Raw genomic sequence first — 18,528 nt, 5'->3', positions numbered from 1 at the left:
AATGACAAAAAAAGGTCAAAGACTAAAAATACAGTCTTTGACCCTAATCTGAAAATATTTCAATATTCAGTATTGACGTAGTGTTATCAACCTGCCAGTGCAGCGGCGCCGCTCACGATCTCTGTCAGCTCGGTAGTAATGGCGGCCTGACGGGCACGGTTGTAAGAAATCTTCAGTGTACGCAGCAGTTCCTGGGCATTTTCCGTAGCCTTGTCCATGGCAGTCATACGAGCGCCGTGTTCAGAAGCGTGGGAGTCCAGTACCGCTTTGAAGAACTGGGTGTTCAAAATTTTCGGCATCAGCTCGGCAATCAGCACTTCTTTCTGCGGTTCAAAGATGAAGTCCGCTTTCAGCTTGCTGTTTTCATCGTTTTCCACTTTGGCGATGGGCAGGAACTGTTCGGAAACGTATACCTGTGTGGCAGCGTTTTTGAATTCGCTGTAGATGATTTCCACCGCATCGTAAGTACCGTCAACGAAGCCGTTCAGTGCTACCGAAGCCGCTTCTTTCACATTTTCGAAGGTGAGGCTGCCGAACAACTGCCAGTATTTGTCGATTACCCTGTAACCGTTCTGGGCAAAATGCTCGTAACCTTTTTTGCCGATAGGCAGTATCTCAACTTTACCTTCTTCAAACTGCTCCTGGTATTTTTCGCGGATTACGCGTTTGGCCGTTTTGATCAGGTTGGAGTTGAAGGCGCCGCACAAGCCTCTGTCTGAAGTGATCACCACAATCAGTACTTTTTCAACCGCACGTTGTGCCGCCAGGGGAGTGCTGATATTGCCTTCGCTGTTGGAAACAATATTCTGCAGCATTTCCTGGAGTTTCAAGGCGTAAGGACGCATCAGTAAAATAGCATCCTGTGCACGTCTTAATTTAGCAGCACTCACCATTTTCATGGCTTTGGTGATCTGCTGACCAGATTGAATAGATTTGATTCGGTTACGAACTTCTTTAAGCTGTCCGGACATATATTTTAATCAATTACGGAATGACAAATTACTTTGACGATCATGCATTCAGGCTGTTGATTTCCTGAATTTGGCTGCAAAGGTAAGCAATGAAGGTATAATTTGAAAATCCGTAAGGAAGATAATTAGACCTTTCTTTTAAGGGCTAATTATCAATTATATATAAATATTAAAATATTCGACTAACTATTATAAGATAATCGTGGTGCCCAGCACCTGCAGAAATGCTGCAATCCACTGGGGATGGGCCGGCCATGCCGGTGCAGTCACCAGTTTACCATCCACCACGGCTTCCGTAACATTCACGGACACGTAAGTACCGCCGGCAGCGGTTACTTCCGGCGCCACGGCAGGATAAGCCGTCAGCTTCTTGCCCCGCACCACATCGGCAGCGGTAAGTATCTGGATACCATGGCAAACAGCGGCTACCGGTTTGTCTTCTGTAAAGAAGTGCCGGATCAGCTCGATCACATTTTTATTGAGCCGCAGGTATTCAGGCGCCCGTCCGCCGGCAATCACCAGTGCATCGTATTCACCCGCCGAAATATCCGAAAAAGTAGCGTTGAGCACAAAACCATGACCAGGCTTCTCGGAGTAGGTCTGGTCGCCTTCGAAATCATGGATAGCTGTTTTCACCTTATCGCCGGCAGCCTTATCGGGGCATACCGCGTGTACCTCGTGCCCGATCATTTGCAGCATCTGGAAAGGTACCATCGTCTCATAATCTTCCGCAAAATCTCCTGTCAGTAATAAAATCTTCTTCTGTGCCATATGGTTACTGTTTTAAGTTCTTCAAGATACACAAAATAACGGGATAAAAGCAGGCGCTCCGGACGTATTACCCGGAGCGCCTGTTAAGAAATCGTGAAGTAACGGTTAGTACCCTTTGTTCTGCGGGAAGGGGGTAGACGATCTGTCTATCTGGTCCTGCGGAATAGGGCGCAGCAAATGATGTTCATCGATATTGGCGGAAGCTTCCGGATTATGTTTCCGTACTCTTTCCAGCAGTTTACCGGTCCGTTTCAGGTCAAACCAGGCCAGCTGCTCCCCGATCAGTTCCCGGCCTCTTTCGTCCAGCAGGAAATCGATGTTGATATCGGTAGCGGCCACTTTCATGGCCAGCTGGTGGGCCTGTGTTTCCGCCGGTGTAGTGCCCTGGCGGGCTGCTCTCATACGCACGGCGTTCACCATATCGGCGGCGCCCTGCGCGTTGCCCAGTTTGTACAGGGCTTCGGCTGCAATCAGGTAGGTTTCCGCCAGGCGGAAAGCGATGAAAGGCCTTACGCCGGAAGCCTGGTTGTCGGGCCGCAGGGCGTCAGCGAATTTATTGAGCGACGGGTACAGTTTCTCTGTGTATTTATCGGAACCCACCAGCAGGTAATGTTTGCTGGCCACTTCTGCCGGCGTTACCGGACGGCCCGGCATATATACGGCGGTATCGCCCATTTTCATCACCCAGGGGGTGGTGACCGGCTTGTTCACAAACCAAACGGTGGTGAACCATTTTTCGTAGCGGGTATCATGCACTCTTTCCTTGTAGAGGGTATCGATCAGGAAAGCGGTTGGCTTAAAACGTTTCCAGGGCGTACCGTTGGCCAGGTCGCGCTGCATACCGTTTTGCACGTCGTACTGCATGAGGAAGAAACGGCAGGCGTTATTGTCCGGCGATGCATACAGCGGGTCGGTGGTATACTGTGCTGCGAAGATGGTCTCTGTATTCTTTTCATTGCCCTGCGCCCATACTTTTCCGGGGTCGTCCAGCAGCTTTAAGCCATAATTTTTGATGACGCCGTCCGCGAACTTGCTGGCGTTGGCATAATCATCCGGTTTGGCATCGGGCGAAGAAGCACGGGTAAGGTACACCCTCGCCAGCAGGTGCTCTGCAGCAGGCTTGGTGGCCCGTCCCCAGTCGCTCTGCGTGGACGGCAGGTATTGCGCCGCCCTGGTCAGATCGGCGATAACAGCTTCGTATACTTTTGAAGTGGTGTCGCGGGTGGCTTCTGTATTGATCACTTTATTTTCGTGCAGCCGTAAGGGTATGTTACCGAAAGTCTGCATCAGCAGGAAGTGATACTGCGCCCTGCAGAACAGTGCTTCTCCCACACCTTTGACTTTGGTGGCGGAATCAAGGCCCGGCACCAGGTCTGCGCGGTCTACCGCCACGTTACAGTTGTTGATGGCCTGGTATAAACCATTCCACACTTCTTTCACGTGGTCATAACGGGCGTCCAGCTGTGAGGTATACTGGTTGGCGAATTTGAAGTTCCCGTCGGAGCCGTTGGAGTAAGTATCTGTTCCCGGAACGGTGAGGGTCATCCCTCTTTCGGTGCTGTAGAAGATACGCATACCGGCGTAACCGGCATTCACAGCGGTAGTGAACCCGTTGCGCGTATTATAGAAATCATCTGTTGCATTGGAAACCACATCTTCCTCCAGCATTTTGTTGCACCCGGTACCGGCGAGTGCGGTTAATGCTATTGCCCACAAAATATTTTTCATGTTGAATGTTTTTGATTGAAAAAAATTAGAACCGTGCATTCACGCCAAACTGCAGCATCCAGGTGGCGGGAGCGTCGATACCGATGACGTTCACATCTTCAGGATCTACCCCTTTGTATTTCTGCCTGTAGGGCGCCAGGATGAGCGGTTGTTTTACGCTTACGTTGAAGCGCAGGTCCTGCATCTGCATCCGTTTCACGGTAGCTTCCGGCAGCGCATAGCTGAGGGAAATGTTCCTGATTTTGAAGAAGGAGCCGTCGAAATAGCTGAGTGACTGGTAGTTGACCGGACGTTCCTGGTTGGCATTGGGCCGCGGGAATTCATTGGTCGGATTAGTGGGCGTCCAGTAGTTGATGTTCAGGTTGTTGAAGCGACCGAACAGGGTGTTGGTGTTTTGGTAGAAATCACTCTTCACCATACCGCCTACACGGGCAAAGGCTACGACGGACAATTCGAAGTTTTTATAAGAGAGCCGCTGGGTCATACCGGCGGTCCAGTCAGGCTGCGGTGTACCGAGTATTTTACGGTCGCTGGCGTCGATTTTCTTATCGCCGTTGGTGTCTTCTACTTTGATTTCTCCCGGTTTGGGTTTATAGTTCAGTCCATCGTATTTATCGCTTGTCTGCCAGATACCGATTTTGTTATAGTCGTAGTACACATAGGTAGGCTGACCAACAAACCAGCCGTTACCGATATCTTCTTTTTTACCGCCCATCAGTTCCAGGATTTTAGAGCGGTTGCGGGAGAAGTTCACGTCCATGCTCCAGTTAAACCCGTTCGGGTTGTCGATGATGATGCCGGTCAGTGCAGCTTCCCAGCCGGTGTTGCTGGTAGCGCCCACGTTCTGCAGTACGCTGTTGAACCCGTTGCTGTAAGGCAGCAGGAAAGGCATGAGCAGGTCGGTGGTTTTCTGTTTATAGAAATCGATGGTACCGGTCAACCGGTCTTTAAAGAAGCCGAAGTCCAGCCCTGCGTCGAAGGAGGTGGTCGTTTCCCAGGTGAGGTTGGGGTTACGCAGCATTTGCGGCGTATAGCCCAGTACACCTTTACCGCCGAAGGAGTAAGGGATGCGGGCCAGCAGACCTTGCGTAGCATATGGATCGATACCGGTGTTGCCGATGCGGCCAAAGCTGGCGCGCAGCTTCAGGTTGCTGATGTTACGGCTGTTTTTCAGGAATTGTTCGTTGGTCATGTTCCAGGCGGCGGCGATGGAAGGGAAATAGCCCCATTTCTGTCCCGGAGCGAAGCGGGAGGAGCCGTCAGCACGCATGGTGAGGGTTACCAGGTAACGGTCATCATAGCCGTAGTTGAGTCGTCCCATATATGACAGGATGGTCCAGGTACCGAGGCTGCTGCCTACGCCGGTAACGTTCATGGCCTGACCGAGGTTGTAGTATTCCTGTGACTCCACCAGTACGCCGCGTACGTTAGCAGTGGAGCTGTCGCCTCTTTGTCTTTGTACGCTGTATAAACCGGTGAAACCGATGTTGTGTTTCTTGTTGAAAGTTTTGTTGTAGGTGACAACGTTTTCCACGGTGTATGCAATCGTTTCGCCACTGGTTTTGGAGGCGGTAGCGTCGCCGCCGCCGATCAGGAGGTCGAAGTTATTTTTGCCCTGGAACAGGCCGTAGTTGTATTGAGAGATATCCGGGCCAACGTTGAGCCGGTATTTAAGTCCGTCGATAATTTCCACTTCACCATACAGGCTGGTAAAAAGACGAAAACGTTTGCGGTTTTCGACACGGTTACCGCTGACATAGTCGAGCAACGGGTTGGGCAGGTTGCTGTCGTTGTTCGGGAAGGTGATGAGGTTACCGTTATCGTCGTAGGGAGAAGAGATGGGAAGCATACGGATGGCGTTATTGATGCCATTGTAGGTTTCTCCTTTGCGGTTGCTGTAGGATGCCAGCATGGTGGCGCCGACTTTCACGCGGGAGCCGATCATCTGATCGAGGCTGATATTGATATTATAGCGCTCGTAGCTTTGCAGTTTCAGCACGCCCTGGTCTTTGAAGTAGCCGAGGCCGACAGCGTATTTGGTTTTCTCTGTGCCGCCGTTCACGCCGATGGAGTGGTTGGTCTGGTAGCCGGTGGAGAGGAGCAGTTTCTGCCAGTCGGTGTTAGTGCCTTTCCGGATGCCGTCATATTCCTGTGGTACAAAGATGGCTTTATCGGAGGAGTCGCGGTTATTGTCGTTATATCTGCCGATGGTACGGTAGGCTTCGCGGCGCATTTCCGCAAACTGGGCGCCGTTCATCAGGTCTGTCTGTCCGAGGTTTTTTACCATGCCGTAGGAGCCGGAATAGGTCACTACCGGCCGGCCTGTTTTGCCGCGGGTGGTGGTGATCAGCACTACGCCGTTAGCGCCGCGGGAGCCGTAGATAGCTGTGGCGGAGGCGTCTTTAAGGATTTCCATGGACTGGATCGTGCCCGGACCGATATCGTTCAGGCTGCCGGAATAGGGGATACCGTCTATAACGTAGAGCGGATCGTTGCCGGCAGAGAGGGAGCGGGTACCGCGGATGCGGACGGTGGGCTCATCGCCGGGTTTGGCGCTGTTGCTCACTACGTCCACGCCCGGTGTACGGCCTTGCAGGGCCTGCTGGGCGTTGGTTACCGGCACTTCCTGTATCGCTTTGCTGCTGACAGAGGCGATGGAGCCGGTCACATCTTTTTTCTTTTGCTGGCCGTAGCCTACCACGACAATCTCTTCCAGTTTTTTCTGGTCTTCTTCCAGCACGATGCTGATGACGCTGCGGCCGGTGACAGGTTCTTCATGCCGGGTGTAGCCGATGAAGGAAAAAATGAGGACAGCGTTGGTGGCGTTGGGGACCTGTAATTTAAAGTGTCCGTTGGCGTCGGTTTGTGTACCGGAAGTACCGCCCTTCAAGGCGACTGTAACGCCTACCAGGGGGGATTTATCTTTTGCCAGTACATTCCCCTCCACCTGTTTGGATTGTGCCCGAGCGACCTGATGGCATAGCAGGAGGCATAACGCTGCAAGGCATAAGCGTGAAATCCTATTCATAACGTTTATCAGTTTTTCAGAAAATGGAATTGGGTACTAACTTATCCAGCCCAAAATAGTAATTATTTACAGAGATGCAAACGATTGCAATTTTGAAATGGAAATTTTTTTCTGTTGTTTATTTTTTGCAACGGGCGAAAAGTGGTTACCAGAACACGGGAAGATGAAAAAGTTTTCAAGTCGGAAAACGCTGAAAGATTTTTTTCAACACATTATGGATGAGTCTTTTACGCAGGTGTTTTTTGCGTATTTTCATGACAGGGGACCCAGGCGCGTATCGCAGGAAAGAACCTGGCAGAAAATAGTGTGAAAGCCGGTTAGGGTCCACCGTATTTATTTTCAAACAAGCCAGCCCATCCATATACTTCTTCTTCGAAAGTACTTTCTTTTGCAATCGGTTGTAAAAATCATTTTCATTGATTAATTTGACACCTTCATTCCAGTATAAAAAGTTATGAAAAAGACGATTTTATTATGTGGCAGCCTGCTTTGTATGTACGGCAGCATGTTTGCACAAAAGGGCCAGTGGCAGACACTTTTTAATGGTAAAGACCTGAAAGGCTGGAAACAGCTGGGTGGCAAGGCCGTATACAACGTAGAGGACGGACAGATAGTCGGCACCACCGTTACCGGTACGCCCAACTCCTTCCTGGCCACCGATAAGGAATACGGCGATTTCATCCTCGAGCTGGAATTCAAACTGGGCGCCCCTTTTAACTCCGGCATCCAGTTCCGCAGCCAGAGCCGCGACGACTACCAGAACGGCCGCGTGTTCGGCTACCAGATGGAGATAGACCCGTCTGACCGCAAATGGAGCGGCGGTATTTACGAAGAAGGCCGCAGAGGCTGGCAATACCCGCTGGAATTAAACCCTGCCGGGCAAAATGCATTCAAACCGACCGAGTGGAACAAATACCGCATCGAATGCCGCGGCAATGAAATCCGTACCTGGGTAAACGGCGTTCCTGCCGCGCACCTGGTAGACACCGCGCTGCCCAAAGGATTCATCGCACTGCAGGTGCATGGCATCGGTAAAAACGCAGCCGACGAAAACAAACATATCTACTGGAAAAACATCCGTATCATCGACAAACCGGCGGCTTCGCAATACGCACCCTACGACAATATCTACGTGGTGAATAATGTGGACAACACCGTTTCCGGTCAACAGAAAAAGAACGGTTTCCAGTTGCTGTGGGATGGTAAAACCTCCAAAGGCTGGAGAGGCGCCTACAAGAAGGACTTTCCCGCCAAAGGCTGGCATATCCAGGATGGCATGCTGACCATCATGCACTCCAACGGCGACGAAGAAGGCAGCGGCGGCGATATCGTGACCGAAAAGGAATACGGCGCTTTTGAGCTGGAATTTACCTTTAAACTCACGCCCGGCGCCAATAGCGGGGTCAAATATTTCGTAAATGAATCATATGAAACCGGCGGAAAATCGGCGATCGGGCTGGAATACCAGGTCCTGGACGATGAAAAGCACCCGGATGCCAAACTGGGACGCGACGGAAACCGGACACTGGCATCACTTTACGATCTCATGACAAGAAAACAGGAAAAACGTGCCCTGCTACCTATTGGAGATTGGAACAAAGGTCGTATTATTGTGTATCCAAATAACCACGTAGAGCACTGGCTGAACGGTTTTAAAGTATTGGAATATGAACGGGGCTCCCAAGCCTTCAAAGACCTGGTGGCGATTAGCAAGTACAAAAACTGGAAGAATTTTGGTTTATGGCCGGAAGGACACATCCTGTTACAGGACCACGGTAACGAGGTATCCTTTAAAAGCATTCGTATTAAAGTATTGAAATAAACATATTTTTTATCTTTTTTTTCATTGTTCACTGTTCTAAATAAGCATTCCGATTCTTCGGAATGCTTTTTTGTTTTGGGGATTTGATTAAATTGTTCCCTTAATCCATACACAATATGAGATACGCCTCTTTATTGTTAGCGGGCAGTTTGCTGACAGCCGTTGCCTGTCAGCAGCAAAGTTCCCGCAACAGCCAACAAGCCCCGGGGGACTCCCTGCATCAGCTGGTGGAGCGCTATTACGACGCCAATATGGCCCTGCAACCACTTCAGGCCACTTTCAACGGTGAAATGAGATATAATGACCAGCTGCCGGTTGATATCGGCGCTGACTTCCGCCATCGCGCCGATTCCTTCTATGCCGCCTATCAGCAAGCCATGAAAGGCATCGACACCGCGGTGCTGTCAGGCAACGACCGCATCACTTACGATATGCTGCAACGGGAACTCACACTCAACCGGGAAGCGCTCACTTATCACGATTACCTGATGCCGGTACAGCAGTTCACCTGCCTGCCCATCACCCTGGCGCAACTGGGCTCCGGGTCAGCAGCACAGCCTTTCAAAACAAAAAAAGACTACGAGAATTTCATGCATCGCATGGAAGGCTTTGCCGCATGGGCGGATACCGCTATCTCCAATATGCGGCAAGGCATCGCTACCGGTTATGTGCTGCCGGAAAAACTGGTGATCAAAACACTGCCGCAGCTGAAAGACCTGGCGAAAAAAGATACCGCCAACGTGTATTACGCTCCGCTTAAAACACTGCCCGACTCCCTCGATGCTGCCGCCAAACAGCAGCTGACAGCTGATTATACCGCCGCCATCGAAAAATACATTCTCCCCGCTTACGGTAAACTGTATACTTTCATGCAAACCGAATACCTGTCTAAAGCCCGCAAAACCAGCGGCATCGAAGGTATTCCGGACGGTAAAAAATACTACGAATATCTCGTGCGGTCCTGGACTTCCACCAACAGAACACCGGATGAAATCTATGCCCTCGGCGAACGCGAAGTGGCCCGCATCCGCAGCGAAATGGAAGAAGTGAAAAACAGCGTCGGCTTCAAAGGCGATCTGGCAGCATTCTTCACGGCAGTACGCAACGATAAAAAACTGCGCATCTTCAAAACACCCGGCGCCATCCTCGACTCCTTCCAGGCAATCGAAAATAAAATCATGCCCGGTGTCAAAAAAATGTATGGCCATCTCCCGAAATCCAAATTCGAGATCAGGCAAACAGAAGCCTTCCGCGCCGCTTCCGCTTCCGCAGAATACCAGCCAGGCAACCCTGACGGGTCCCGGCCGGGCATTTTCTACGTGCCGATCCTGAATGCATCCGAGTTCCCATACCCCGGCATGGAAAGCCTCTTCCTGCATGAAGCTATCCCCGGGCACCATTTCCAGTTCTCCCTGCAACAGGAAAATGATTCGCTGCCCAGGTTCCGCCGCTTTACCTGGGTGGGCGCCTTCGGCGAAGGATACGCCCTCTACTGCGAAAGCCTCGGCAAAGAACTGGGCCTGTACACCGATCCGTATATGTACTTCGGCCGGCTGACCGACGAAATACATCGCGCAATTCGTTTAGTCGTTGACGTTGGTATGCACCATAAAGGCTGGTCCCGTGAACAAGCCATCAAATACATGATGGACAACGAACCGGTGTCTGAACATGATGCTACCGCTGAAATAGAACGTTATATGGCCATTCCCGGCCAGGCCTTGTCCTACAAAATAGGAGAACTGAAAATCCGGGAATTGCGGGAAAAATATACCAAAGCACTGGGCGATAAATTCAGCCTCCCCGCTTTCCATGATGAACTGCTGAAAGACGGTTGCGTACCGCTTTCTGTACTCGAACAGAAAATGACACGGTTTTACGGTCAGTAGGCATTTGTTTATTTGTTATACAAACACCTTCCTGTACAAACGCCGCCCGGCTATGTGTAGCCGGGCGGCGTTTGCCGTTACGATGCCGCGTTTTGTGTTCCCCTTAAACCCTTCATCAAAATTTTTATCCCCGCTAAAATATTCTTGTTATTTTACCTCTGCAACCGATTGCTAAAAACTTATTATTTCAATTGGAGAGATCCGTTATGAAAAGAAGAGACTTTATCAAAACCACTTCCCTGGCCGGCGTAGGGGCCGGGCTGACGATTCTGAATTTCCCGGTGTTTGGCAAACAGGCGCCGAGCAATAAAATCGTGCTGGGCGTGATGGGGGTTAACTCCCGTGGCAACTGGCTGGCGCAGGTGGCGGCGAAACTGCCTGGCGCTGAAATCGGCTACATCTGCGATGTGGAAGACGGCGCTATCGAAAAAGGCCTGAAAGCCGTAGCCGGCGCGCAAGACCGCAAGCCTGCCGTGATAAAAGATATCCGTAAACTGCTGGAGCGAAAGGATTTTGACGCGCTGATCGTAGCAGCGCCCGACCACTGGCACGCCCCCGCCGCCATCATGGGCACCGCCGCCGGCAAACACGTATATGTGGAAAAGCCCTGCGCCCATAACCCGCATGAAGGTGAATTACTGGTGGCAGCAGCCAAAAAATACAACCGCCTCGTGCAAATGGGCAACCAGCGCCGCTCCTGGCCCAACCTGCAACAGGCCGTCAAAGAAGTAAAAGAACAGGGCATCCTCGGCAAAGTACATTACGGGCGCGGATGGTATGTCAACGACCGCCAGCCTATCGGCACGGGCAAAAAAATCCCGGTGCCTTCCACCCTCGACTGGGACCTCTGGCAGGGCCCTGCGCCACGCAAAGACTACCTGGATAACATTGTGCATTACAACTGGCACTGGCGCTGGCACTGGGGCACCTCCGAAACCTGTAACAACGCCACCCACGAACTGGACTGCCTCCGCTGGTTCATGGACCTGGAATACCCGACGAAAGTCACCTCCGCCGGCGGCCGCTACTCGTTTTCAGGTGACGACTGGGAGACTCCAGATACCCAAACCCTGAACTTCGAATTTGAAGGCAACAAAGCCATTGCGTGGGAAGGCCGCAGCTGCGACCCCTTCACCCTCGAAGGCAGTGGCCGCGGATTCGCCATCTTCGGCGAACAGGGCGCCCTGTACAACTCCGGCGGCGACAGCTACAAAATCGTGGACAATAAAAACAAAGTGGTAAAAGAAGTGAAGCAGGCCGCGAACCCGAACCAAAGCGTGACCAACACGGTAAGCCCTGCCGGCGAATTCTATGATGCCGTGCACCTCAACAATTTCCTCGAAAGCATCCGCGGAAAAGCTACCCTCAACTCTGAAATCAATACCGGTTATAAAAGCACGCTCCTTTGCCTGCTGGGCAACATCGCCCAGCGCACCGGGAGGATATTGCACACCGACCCGGCTAATGGCCGCATCCTCAATGATAAGGAAGCGATGAAACTATGGAGCAGGGAATATGAAAAAGGCTGGATGCCTAAAATATAACTTAGTGGTCCGCCTCCGTTTTAGGCAGCAGGTATTTGGCGATGTCAAAACTGGGCGGGGCGGATCTTCTATATAAGCGCTTTCAATGGCTTCCCGGGATGGAAACAGCTTAAACCCTTTCTGCCACACCGGCTTGGAACGGTCTTCTTCTTCCAGGCCCGGCGTCACTTCCAGCTTTAGCTTGTGGAATATGGCAGCCAGGCAGTTTTCCAGCCGCGGCGCATTCAGCTCCGCCAGCCCTATCTGCCAGTTGTAATTATCCGCGTCATCCTGTACCACCGGCACCCAGATGGTTTTGGCGGTAGCGATCTTAAAACTTCTTTCGGTAAACCGCAGGTCTGCTACGTGCACCATGTCTTTCAGCACCGCTTCTTCCCCGTTGGGCAACTTTACGATCCCGTGGCCATAAACAGACAGTTTCTGCTTCACCACCCGGGACCGTACCCACTGCCGTATCTCCGTCACAATATCATCGATACCGGTACCGGAAAACCCGAACTTCCTGGACCGGTTCAGGTTAGTGGGTATTAACAACTGTGCCGCCTGCAATATCTCCAATACACGGTGGATATCCTCAAAAATCCGCTCGTCAGGAACGCCGATCGTATTGTAATCTTCATAGATATGCTGGTCCGGGTCCTTGTACAGCCATTGCAAGGAGTAATCAGCATTGGGGAAATCCACTTTCTTTGTCATATCACAATTTAACTGCTATACGTTAGCGGTATGAAAATAACGAATATTCAGTTCATTAGCTTTATAGACTAGCAATAAATATAATATATTGTTATCTCCCATAACTTTTAGTTATCGTCATAATTAATCAATGCCCCCTACTTTTGACGGACCTGTAATTGAGACAAACCAACCACCAACCATTAGTTTGCACGTTCCCGAAGGAGGGATGATTGAATGGAATATTTACAACAATCCAACTACCTGCCAGTATTGGTCATAGGAGTAGTAGTCGGCTACTTATCGGGCCTTTTGGGCAAAGGCGGCAGCGCTATCAGTACCCCTGCGCTACAGATTTTTGCGGGCGTAAATCCTTTTTTTGCCCTCGCCTCACCATTACCGGCATCTATTTCCAGCACGCTGTCTGCCACGGCGGTATATAGCCGTGAAAAGCTGTTCAACAAACGGGTAGTGGTATTAGGGGCGGCCTTCGGGGTACCGGCCACCATACTGGGTTCCTGGTGCAGCAGCTACCTGCCGGGGAAAACGCTGATGATCCTGACAGCGCTTTTCATTGTTACACTGGGAGGTTCCCTGCTGTACTCCTACCTTCGTCACAAAGGAGCATCTGTAGAAACACCGGTCAACAGCGATGATATTAAGGCTTCTCAAATTGTGGGGGCTGCTTTGTTCATCGGTTTCCTTTCAGGCCTGCTGGCCAATGCGGGAGGCATCCTGTTCAGCACCTTCTTCATCCGCCGCCTGAAAATGCCCATTAAACAGGCGCTGGCATGTGCGGTGATCCTTTCTGCGGTACTTTCCGTTCCCGGCGCCATCACGCACTGGTGCCTCGGGCATATCGACTGGAACATTGCGCTGCTGCTTTCCCTGACTGCTTTCCCGGCCTCTTACCTGGGCGCCAGGACAGCCGTAAAAATGAAGACCCCGCTACTCGAAAAGTTATTTGCGGGCACCCTTGTCGTCTTTGGCCTGTACGACATTTTCTTTACACTCTGGAAATAAACCATCAGGCATTCAGTTTACGCAGCTTTTCGATGGCTTCCCGCTCATAGGGCGGTAAAGATCCAAGGATAAGATCGTAGGCGTCATGCAGAAAGTGCTCCAGTTCCGGGGCCGGCATAATGTCTTCCCGCTGCAGCTGCACCCAGTGGTAACGCGCCAGATGGGGAGCGGGCACGATACCCCGTTTCGCGATCAGCTGATGATACTGGTTAGGCGTGCATTTGAAAGAAACCCGGTGCGGCGGGTCAAGGGATATCATACAAAACAATTTTTCGCCTACAAAAAATCGCAGTTCGTTATCCCACTTCTTCTCAGTGGTAACAGCCGGTAAAGACTGGCAATAATCAAGGGCATTGTCAAACATAGCAGCAGGTTTAAACATAGTTTATATTCCCGTTTCCTGAACGGATACCGCAATTAAAATCTAACCACAAACAGACATAAAAATATGCCACGTGTGGAATGGGTGTTTGCTGTAAATAGAGATGAAACTGCCTTATAAAAATAATGAATTAATTGCAGAAAATAACGCATCAAAAGCGTGCAGAAGCAGGGAATTAACCAGATTTTAATACGATTCGCGCCCCCGGGCCTGCCATCGCGGTTTTGATAGCAGGGACTCTGCTCCGGCAGCACGTCACCGGGATAACGGTCCCGGTAGCCTGCTCCCGCCCGGAAACAGGCTGCCGGCCAGGGTCTTTCTTCATTTATATTTACGGGAATGATCTAGTTCACCAACTGGTTCCATATCACCTCATATACGTCGGTCGCCTGCAGCTGATTTTGCCGGAACGGCTGCTTGCTGATCACCACCGCGTGGTTGGCCGGGTTTTCTTCGAGACGGCCATGCGAACCTTTGATCAGCGTGGCATCCAGCGGTATCACATTCATCAGGTAACGGAACCCGAGCTTTTTCTTCAGCAGTTTGGCGGCTGCCTTCAGCTTGATCAGCGGGTCGGCAGGATTCATAAACATCTCCACCGGGTCATATCCCGGTTTACGGTGAATATCCACAATACGCGCAAAATCAGGCGCCTTGTTGTCGTCCAGCCAGTAGTAATAGGTGAACCAGCTGTTGGCATCGGCCATCAGCACCAGGTCGCCGCTGCGTTCATGATGCATGTGGTGTTGCCGTTTCCCTTCCCGGTCCAGCACCAGCTGTACGCCGGGTACCTTTTGAACGAGGTCGCGCACCTGCTTGTAACAGGAAGGATCGTTGACGTAAATATGCGCTATCTGGTGATCAGACACGGCAAAGGCTTTGGAAGCGCCGGCATCCAGCAGCTCCAGCCCTCTCTCCACGCGCACGGCAATCAGACCTGCTTCGCGCAGCACCCGGTTGATATGCACCGGATGATTCACATTGGTGATGCCGTATTCCGACAAAACGATCGGGTCACAACCTTTCTGCTGGTACCAGGAAATCAACTGCCGGCATACCCCGTCGATTTCCTGCAGCTCTTTGGCAATACCTGCCGGGTCCTGCCCGAATTTCTGCAGACAGTAGTCGAGATGCGGCAGGTAAATAAAGGTCAGTGTGGGATCATAACGTTTATCTGTCAGGATGGTGGCATCGGCAATCCATTGGGAAGACCTGATATTGGCGGTAGGCCCCCAGTAGTTGAACAGCGGGAAAGGCCCCAGTTCCTGCGTCAGATAGTCACGCAGCGTATCCGGTGTGGTGTAGCAGTCGGGAATTTTACGGCCGTCCGACAGGTAATTGGGACGGGGCGTCAGGGAGTAGTCCACATTGGCGTACATATTGTACCACCAGCACATCTGTGCCACGGTAAAGGAAGGGTCCAGGCGGCGGGCTTTGTCCCATATTTTGGACGATTCCACCAGTTTGTTGGACTGTTTCCAGAATTTGATCTCACAGTCGGTACGGTCATACCATCCATTGCCTACGATACCGTGTTCACTCGGCCACTTACCGGTCAGATAGGTACTCTGCACCGATGTGGTGACGGCGGGCAACATAGGGGCTACTGTAGCCACATGCCTTTGCTGCGCATATGCTTTCAGGAAAGGCATATGCTCCAGCAAGGAGGAAGATAGTCCTACAACATCTAATACGACTGTTTTTCTCATAGATACAACCAACGTTTCTTTTTCCGGTATAAAGCTATTAAAACAATTACGAATTACGAATTACGAATTACGAATTGAGGGCTTCCTTTTAGAAAGGTTACTTAATAACCGCTCTATAAAGAAACCCTCAATTCGTCATTCGTCATTCGTCATTCGTAATTCTCTCTTTGATCCAGTTGAGCTCTCTCGATACAGACACCGCCATTTCTTCTTTCAGGCCCTGTGGCAGCACGTCCCAGGTATAGGTTTCCGCCTCCATATGTGCGGTAAACGGCTGTTGCCGCTGCAATTCCAGTACCCTTACGATATCGGACTGCGTGGAATGCAGCACTTCATACCGCTCGGCAAACAGCGGCACATGGAAATGGGAGCGCCATTCCACCACGGCCGGATTACCGGCGTCTTCCAGGGCCTGCGGCAGGTCCGGGTAGCGTACCAGGGAGCCGTCGGCTTTTCTGCCGATCACCTGGTGCAGGTAAACGGGCTCATTGAACTGGCGGAAAGCGTCGATCACCTTTTTACGTTGGTCCGTTCCCGTAGGCAGGCCGGCTTTCAGCGCCGCGCTGATCTGCAGTTTACCCACTTTAAGGCCGTAGTGCCGCAGCTGCGCCAGCACCGCTTCCGGCGCTTCATATTCGAGCGCGAAGTGACAGACATCATAACAAAGCTGTACGTGATTTTTGATGATGGTGGCCGCTTCGGCTTCGTCCACCCGCAGTTTGTCCATGATAAACGGAATACCTGCCGGCAGCAGGGAGCCCATATACCAGCCGATATATTCGGCGGTATTTTCCAGCAATCCATCGGGCTCCGGCTCCACATCGAGGTGCATCAGCGGGCCGCCGCCACGATGGATGCGGGCCAGCTGCTCCACTACCAGCAACATATTAAGGGTGGCGCTTTCCGTGAAGGAATTTTTCTCTTCTTCACAGCGGTTGCACCAGTATTTATAAGATAAGGGCGAAGTGGAGATGCCGCCTTCCAGTCCTTCCGGCAGCAACGCCGCCAGCAGGCGGAACAGGCGGATGGTATAAGCCACCCTGTCGGCCTGCGTCCAGTCAGGCGCATGCACCTGGTCTTTCACCACGGTATCGTGAAAACCGCCGTAAGGGAAACCATTCATCGTAAACACATAACAGTTTTCCTGTTGCAGCCATGCTTTGAAAGCCTCCAGGTTTTCTTCCTTTGTCAGTTCCAGGCTGGCGGTATTTGCCAGGCGCAGGCCGATGCCAAAGGGCTGGTCAGGCGCTACTTGTTGTTTAACGGCGGGTATATACTTCCGGAGTTGCGCGAAATGGTCATCCCATTTCTCCCCGGGGTGAATATTGGTGCAATAGGTCAGATGTCCGTATGCTGTTCTCATGACTGTAGTTTTTGGCAGATGTCTGCTGCTTTGTACAGCATATCCAGGTCTATATGATGTATTTCCGCGCCTCTTCCGATAGCCCGCAACAGGGAGATCGTGAGCTGTCCGCCGAGATGTTCGCGGAACTCTTCCAACCCGGCGATCACGGGAGATGGTTCGTTATCCTGCTTTTCCAGCAGCGGGTGCCAGATGGGCAGTTGCATCGCTTTAAGTACGCGAATAATACGTAGCATCGCCGCTTCGTCGATCCATCCTAACAGGCAGGAATATACGCTGTCGAGCGCTATCCCGATGGATACCGCTTCTCCGTGCCGCAGGGAGAACGCCGTCAGCTGTTCCAGCTTATGGGCGCTCCAGTGGCCGAAGTCCAGCGGGCGGGCCGAGCCGCTTTCGAACGGATCGCCGCCGCCACCGATGTGGGCCATATGCAAGGCCGCGCAACGGTAAATCAGCTCCTCCATGGCCGGCATATCGCCGTTGGTAAGGGCTTCCGCTTTTTTCTCCATCCATTCGAAGAAAGGCGCGTCGCGGATAAGGGCCACTTTCACCGCTTCCACCATACCGGAGCGCCAGTCGCGCCCGTCGAGCGTGGTCAGGAAAGTACTGTCGTTAAACACCGCTGCCGGCGGGGCGAAGGAGCCCAGGAAGTTTTTCTTGCCTTTATAATTAATCCCGTTTTTCACCCCTACGCCGGAATCGTTTTGCGACAATACGGTGGTGGGGATACGGATGTGTTTCACGCCCCTGTGGGAGATGGCGGCGGCAAAACCGACGAGGTCCAGCAGAGACCCGCCGCCGATGCCGATCACATAGGAATGGCGGTCGATGCCATGCTGGTCGATGGCGTCTACGAGGGAAAACAGCTGTGACAGGTCGTTTTTCACGCTTTCTCCGCCGGTGAGCGTTATCATTTCCGGCGCCAGCCGGAAGCCGCGCACCTGCATCAGGTAGTAGGAAATCTTCCCGGCAAGGCCGGGGTGACTGGCAGCTACGCCTCCATCGAGGACGACCAGTAATTTCTTCTGGAACGCTGCATCGGCTTTAGACTCCAGAAAGGCTGACAAACAGGTATTGGCCGGATCAAATAAATCTCTTGAAAAAAAGACCCTGAAAGAAAAGTTAACGTCGAATTGTTGTTGAATGTACTCCATGGCTTAGTTCCGCTAGCATCAATCTTAAAAAATTCAATAGCCTTTAAAAGTACACATAAAAATGAGATATTTCCATAAAGAATAAGGCTCCGGGAACGGAGCCTTTTTTGGGGTTCTACCTGTTTGTTGTTATCGGTATGCAATAGAGAAATGGTTCATTACTGCTGCAAAGAAACCCGCTTTTATGGGGGTATGTACCGGTACAAACCATTATTTTAAAAATTGCGTATTTCTACGGAGCTGTCCACAGCTGCGGCAAAGCCTTGCCAGCAGCCAGCTGCCACCTGCCATAGGGGAAAATACGTTTATCCCCTGTTTCCGTTCATCCAGCTACCTGTTGCGTATGACCGGGGAAATGAAGATATTTACCCTTCGTTGCAACGCCCTCCGGGCTTATTGCAAGCCAACGTATGTTGTTTGTTTGGATAGATTTCCGGCGAAAGCCCCCCATGTTGTTAACCCTGTAACA

13 protein-coding genes are annotated in these 18,528 nt (G+C 51.6%); 4 read left to right on the top strand and 9 right to left on the bottom strand.

Annotation, left to right across the window (positions count from 1 at the left end; genetic code table 11):
• Positions 1-86: 86 nt before the first annotated feature.
• From atpG to HF324_RS04320, 4 genes are all read right to left on the bottom strand, one after another.
• Complete coding sequence (atpG, locus tag HF324_RS04335; RefSeq protein WP_078669024.1) at positions 87-971, bottom strand: ATP synthase F1 subunit gamma; 885 nt, start codon at positions 969-971, stop codon at positions 87-89.
• Positions 972-1,160: 189 nt separating this feature from the next.
• Positions 1,161-1,742: a DJ-1/PfpI family protein gene (locus tag HF324_RS04330; RefSeq protein ID WP_168861978.1), complete on the bottom strand. Its 582-nt coding sequence runs from the start codon at positions 1,740-1,742 to the stop codon at positions 1,161-1,163.
• A gap of 105 nt (positions 1,743-1,847) precedes the next feature.
• Positions 1,848-3,470 carry a RagB/SusD family nutrient uptake outer membrane protein gene (locus HF324_RS04325; protein ID WP_168861977.1) on the bottom strand — a complete coding sequence of 541 codons (1,623 nt, stop codon included), beginning with the start codon at positions 3,468-3,470 and terminating at the stop codon, positions 1,848-1,850.
• A 25-nt stretch (positions 3,471-3,495) separates the two neighbouring features.
• Complete coding sequence (locus tag HF324_RS04320; protein WP_168809872.1) at positions 3,496-6,498, bottom strand: SusC/RagA family TonB-linked outer membrane protein; 3,003 nt, start codon at positions 6,496-6,498, stop codon at positions 3,496-3,498.
• Between the two features lie 454 nt (positions 6,499-6,952).
• On the opposite strand from HF324_RS04320, the gene HF324_RS04315 reads away from it, so the two are divergent.
• The 3 genes from HF324_RS04315 to HF324_RS04305 all read left to right on the top strand — a co-directional run bounded on the left by HF324_RS04315 (position 6,953) and on the right by HF324_RS04305 (position 11,753).
• The gene (locus tag HF324_RS04315) at positions 6,953-8,320 is read left to right on the top strand and encodes a 3-keto-disaccharide hydrolase (protein WP_168809870.1); all 1,368 of its coding nucleotides are present in this window, start codon (positions 6,953-6,955) and stop codon (positions 8,318-8,320) included.
• Positions 8,321-8,436: 116 nt separating this feature from the next.
• Complete coding sequence (locus HF324_RS04310; RefSeq protein WP_168861976.1) at positions 8,437-10,209, top strand: DUF885 domain-containing protein; 1,773 nt, start codon at positions 8,437-8,439, stop codon at positions 10,207-10,209.
• Between the two features lie 206 nt (positions 10,210-10,415).
• Positions 10,416-11,753 (top strand): Gfo/Idh/MocA family protein, encoded by a 1,338-nt coding sequence (locus HF324_RS04305; RefSeq protein ID WP_168809866.1) that lies wholly within the window; start codon positions 10,416-10,418, stop codon positions 11,751-11,753.
• On the opposite strand, the gene HF324_RS04300 is transcribed toward HF324_RS04305, so the two are convergent.
• Positions 11,709-12,449, bottom strand: coding sequence for a hypothetical protein (locus tag HF324_RS04300; protein ID WP_168861975.1), 741 nt, complete (start codon positions 12,447-12,449; stop codon positions 11,709-11,711). The genes HF324_RS04305 and HF324_RS04300 overlap by 45 nt on opposite strands.
• A 216-nt stretch (positions 12,450-12,665) precedes the next feature.
• Here HF324_RS04300 and HF324_RS04295 point away from each other — a divergent pair, with 216 nt between their 5' ends.
• Positions 12,666-13,451 (top strand): sulfite exporter TauE/SafE family protein, encoded by a 786-nt coding sequence (locus HF324_RS04295; protein WP_168809862.1) that lies wholly within the window; start codon positions 12,666-12,668, stop codon positions 13,449-13,451.
• A gap of 4 nt (positions 13,452-13,455) precedes the next feature.
• On the opposite strand, the gene HF324_RS04290 is transcribed toward HF324_RS04295, so the two are convergent.
• The 4 genes from HF324_RS04290 to HF324_RS04275 form a co-directional block, all read right to left on the bottom strand.
• Positions 13,456-13,815, bottom strand: a complete 360-nt coding sequence (locus HF324_RS04290) for an MmcQ/YjbR family DNA-binding protein (protein WP_168809860.1) — start codon at positions 13,813-13,815, stop codon at positions 13,456-13,458.
• Between the two features lie 362 nt (positions 13,816-14,177).
• Positions 14,178-15,542: an alkaline phosphatase family protein gene (locus tag HF324_RS04285; RefSeq protein WP_168809858.1), complete on the bottom strand. Its 1,365-nt coding sequence runs from the start codon at positions 15,540-15,542 to the stop codon at positions 14,178-14,180.
• Positions 15,543-15,684: 142 nt separating this feature from the next.
• Complete coding sequence (gene eboE / locus HF324_RS04280; RefSeq protein WP_168861974.1) at positions 15,685-16,905, bottom strand: metabolite traffic protein EboE; 1,221 nt, start codon at positions 16,903-16,905, stop codon at positions 15,685-15,687.
• On the bottom strand, positions 16,902-18,059 hold the full coding sequence (locus HF324_RS04275) for a 3-dehydroquinate synthase (RefSeq protein ID WP_168809853.1): 1,158 nt from the start codon (positions 18,057-18,059) through the stop codon (positions 16,902-16,904). Before HF324_RS04275 ends, eboE begins: the two co-directional genes overlap by 4 nt.
• Between the last annotated feature and the right edge of the window lie 469 nt (positions 18,060-18,528).

It is taken from the genome of Chitinophaga oryzae (assembly GCF_012516375.2).
GTDB classification, from domain to species: domain Bacteria; phylum Bacteroidota; class Bacteroidia; order Chitinophagales; family Chitinophagaceae; genus Chitinophaga; species Chitinophaga oryzae.
Note: the sequence above shows the minus strand (reverse complement) of the source record. Positions and strands in the feature narration are given on the sequence as shown.

Bases quoted from the DNA above. Each gene is read 5' to 3' on its own strand.
- HF324_RS04310 (WP_168861976.1), top strand. From the start codon at position 8,437: ATGAGATACGCCTCTTTATTGTTAGCGGGCAGTTTGCTGACAGCCGTT.
- HF324_RS04315 (WP_168809870.1), top strand. From the start codon at position 6,953: ATGAAAAAGACGATTTTATTATGTGGCAGCCTGCTTTGTATGTACGGC.
- HF324_RS04305 (WP_168809866.1), top strand. From the start codon at position 10,416: ATGAAAAGAAGAGACTTTATCAAAACCACTTCCCTGGCCGGCGTAGGG.
- HF324_RS04295 (WP_168809862.1), top strand. From the start codon at position 12,666: ATGGAATATTTACAACAATCCAACTACCTGCCAGTATTGGTCATAGGA.
- HF324_RS04325 (WP_168861977.1), bottom strand. From the start codon at position 3,470: ATGAAAAATATTTTGTGGGCAATAGCATTAACCGCACTCGCCGGTACC.
- HF324_RS04330 (WP_168861978.1), bottom strand. From the start codon at position 1,742: ATGGCACAGAAGAAGATTTTATTACTGACAGGAGATTTTGCGGAAGAT.
- HF324_RS04320 (WP_168809872.1), bottom strand. From the start codon at position 6,498: ATGAATAGGATTTCACGCTTATGCCTTGCAGCGTTATGCCTCCTGCTA.
- HF324_RS04285 (WP_168809858.1), bottom strand. From the start codon at position 15,542: ATGAGAAAAACAGTCGTATTAGATGTTGTAGGACTATCTTCCTCCTTG.
- HF324_RS04300 (WP_168861975.1), bottom strand. From the start codon at position 12,449: ATGACAAAGAAAGTGGATTTCCCCAATGCTGATTACTCCTTGCAATGG.
- HF324_RS04290 (WP_168809860.1), bottom strand. From the start codon at position 13,815: ATGTTTGACAATGCCCTTGATTATTGCCAGTCTTTACCGGCTGTTACC.
- eboE (WP_168861974.1), bottom strand. From the start codon at position 16,905: ATGAGAACAGCATACGGACATCTGACCTATTGCACCAATATTCACCCC.
- HF324_RS04275 (WP_168809853.1), bottom strand. From the start codon at position 18,059: ATGGAGTACATTCAACAACAATTCGACGTTAACTTTTCTTTCAGGGTC.
- atpG (WP_078669024.1), bottom strand. From the start codon at position 971: ATGTCCGGACAGCTTAAAGAAGTTCGTAACCGAATCAAATCTATTCAA.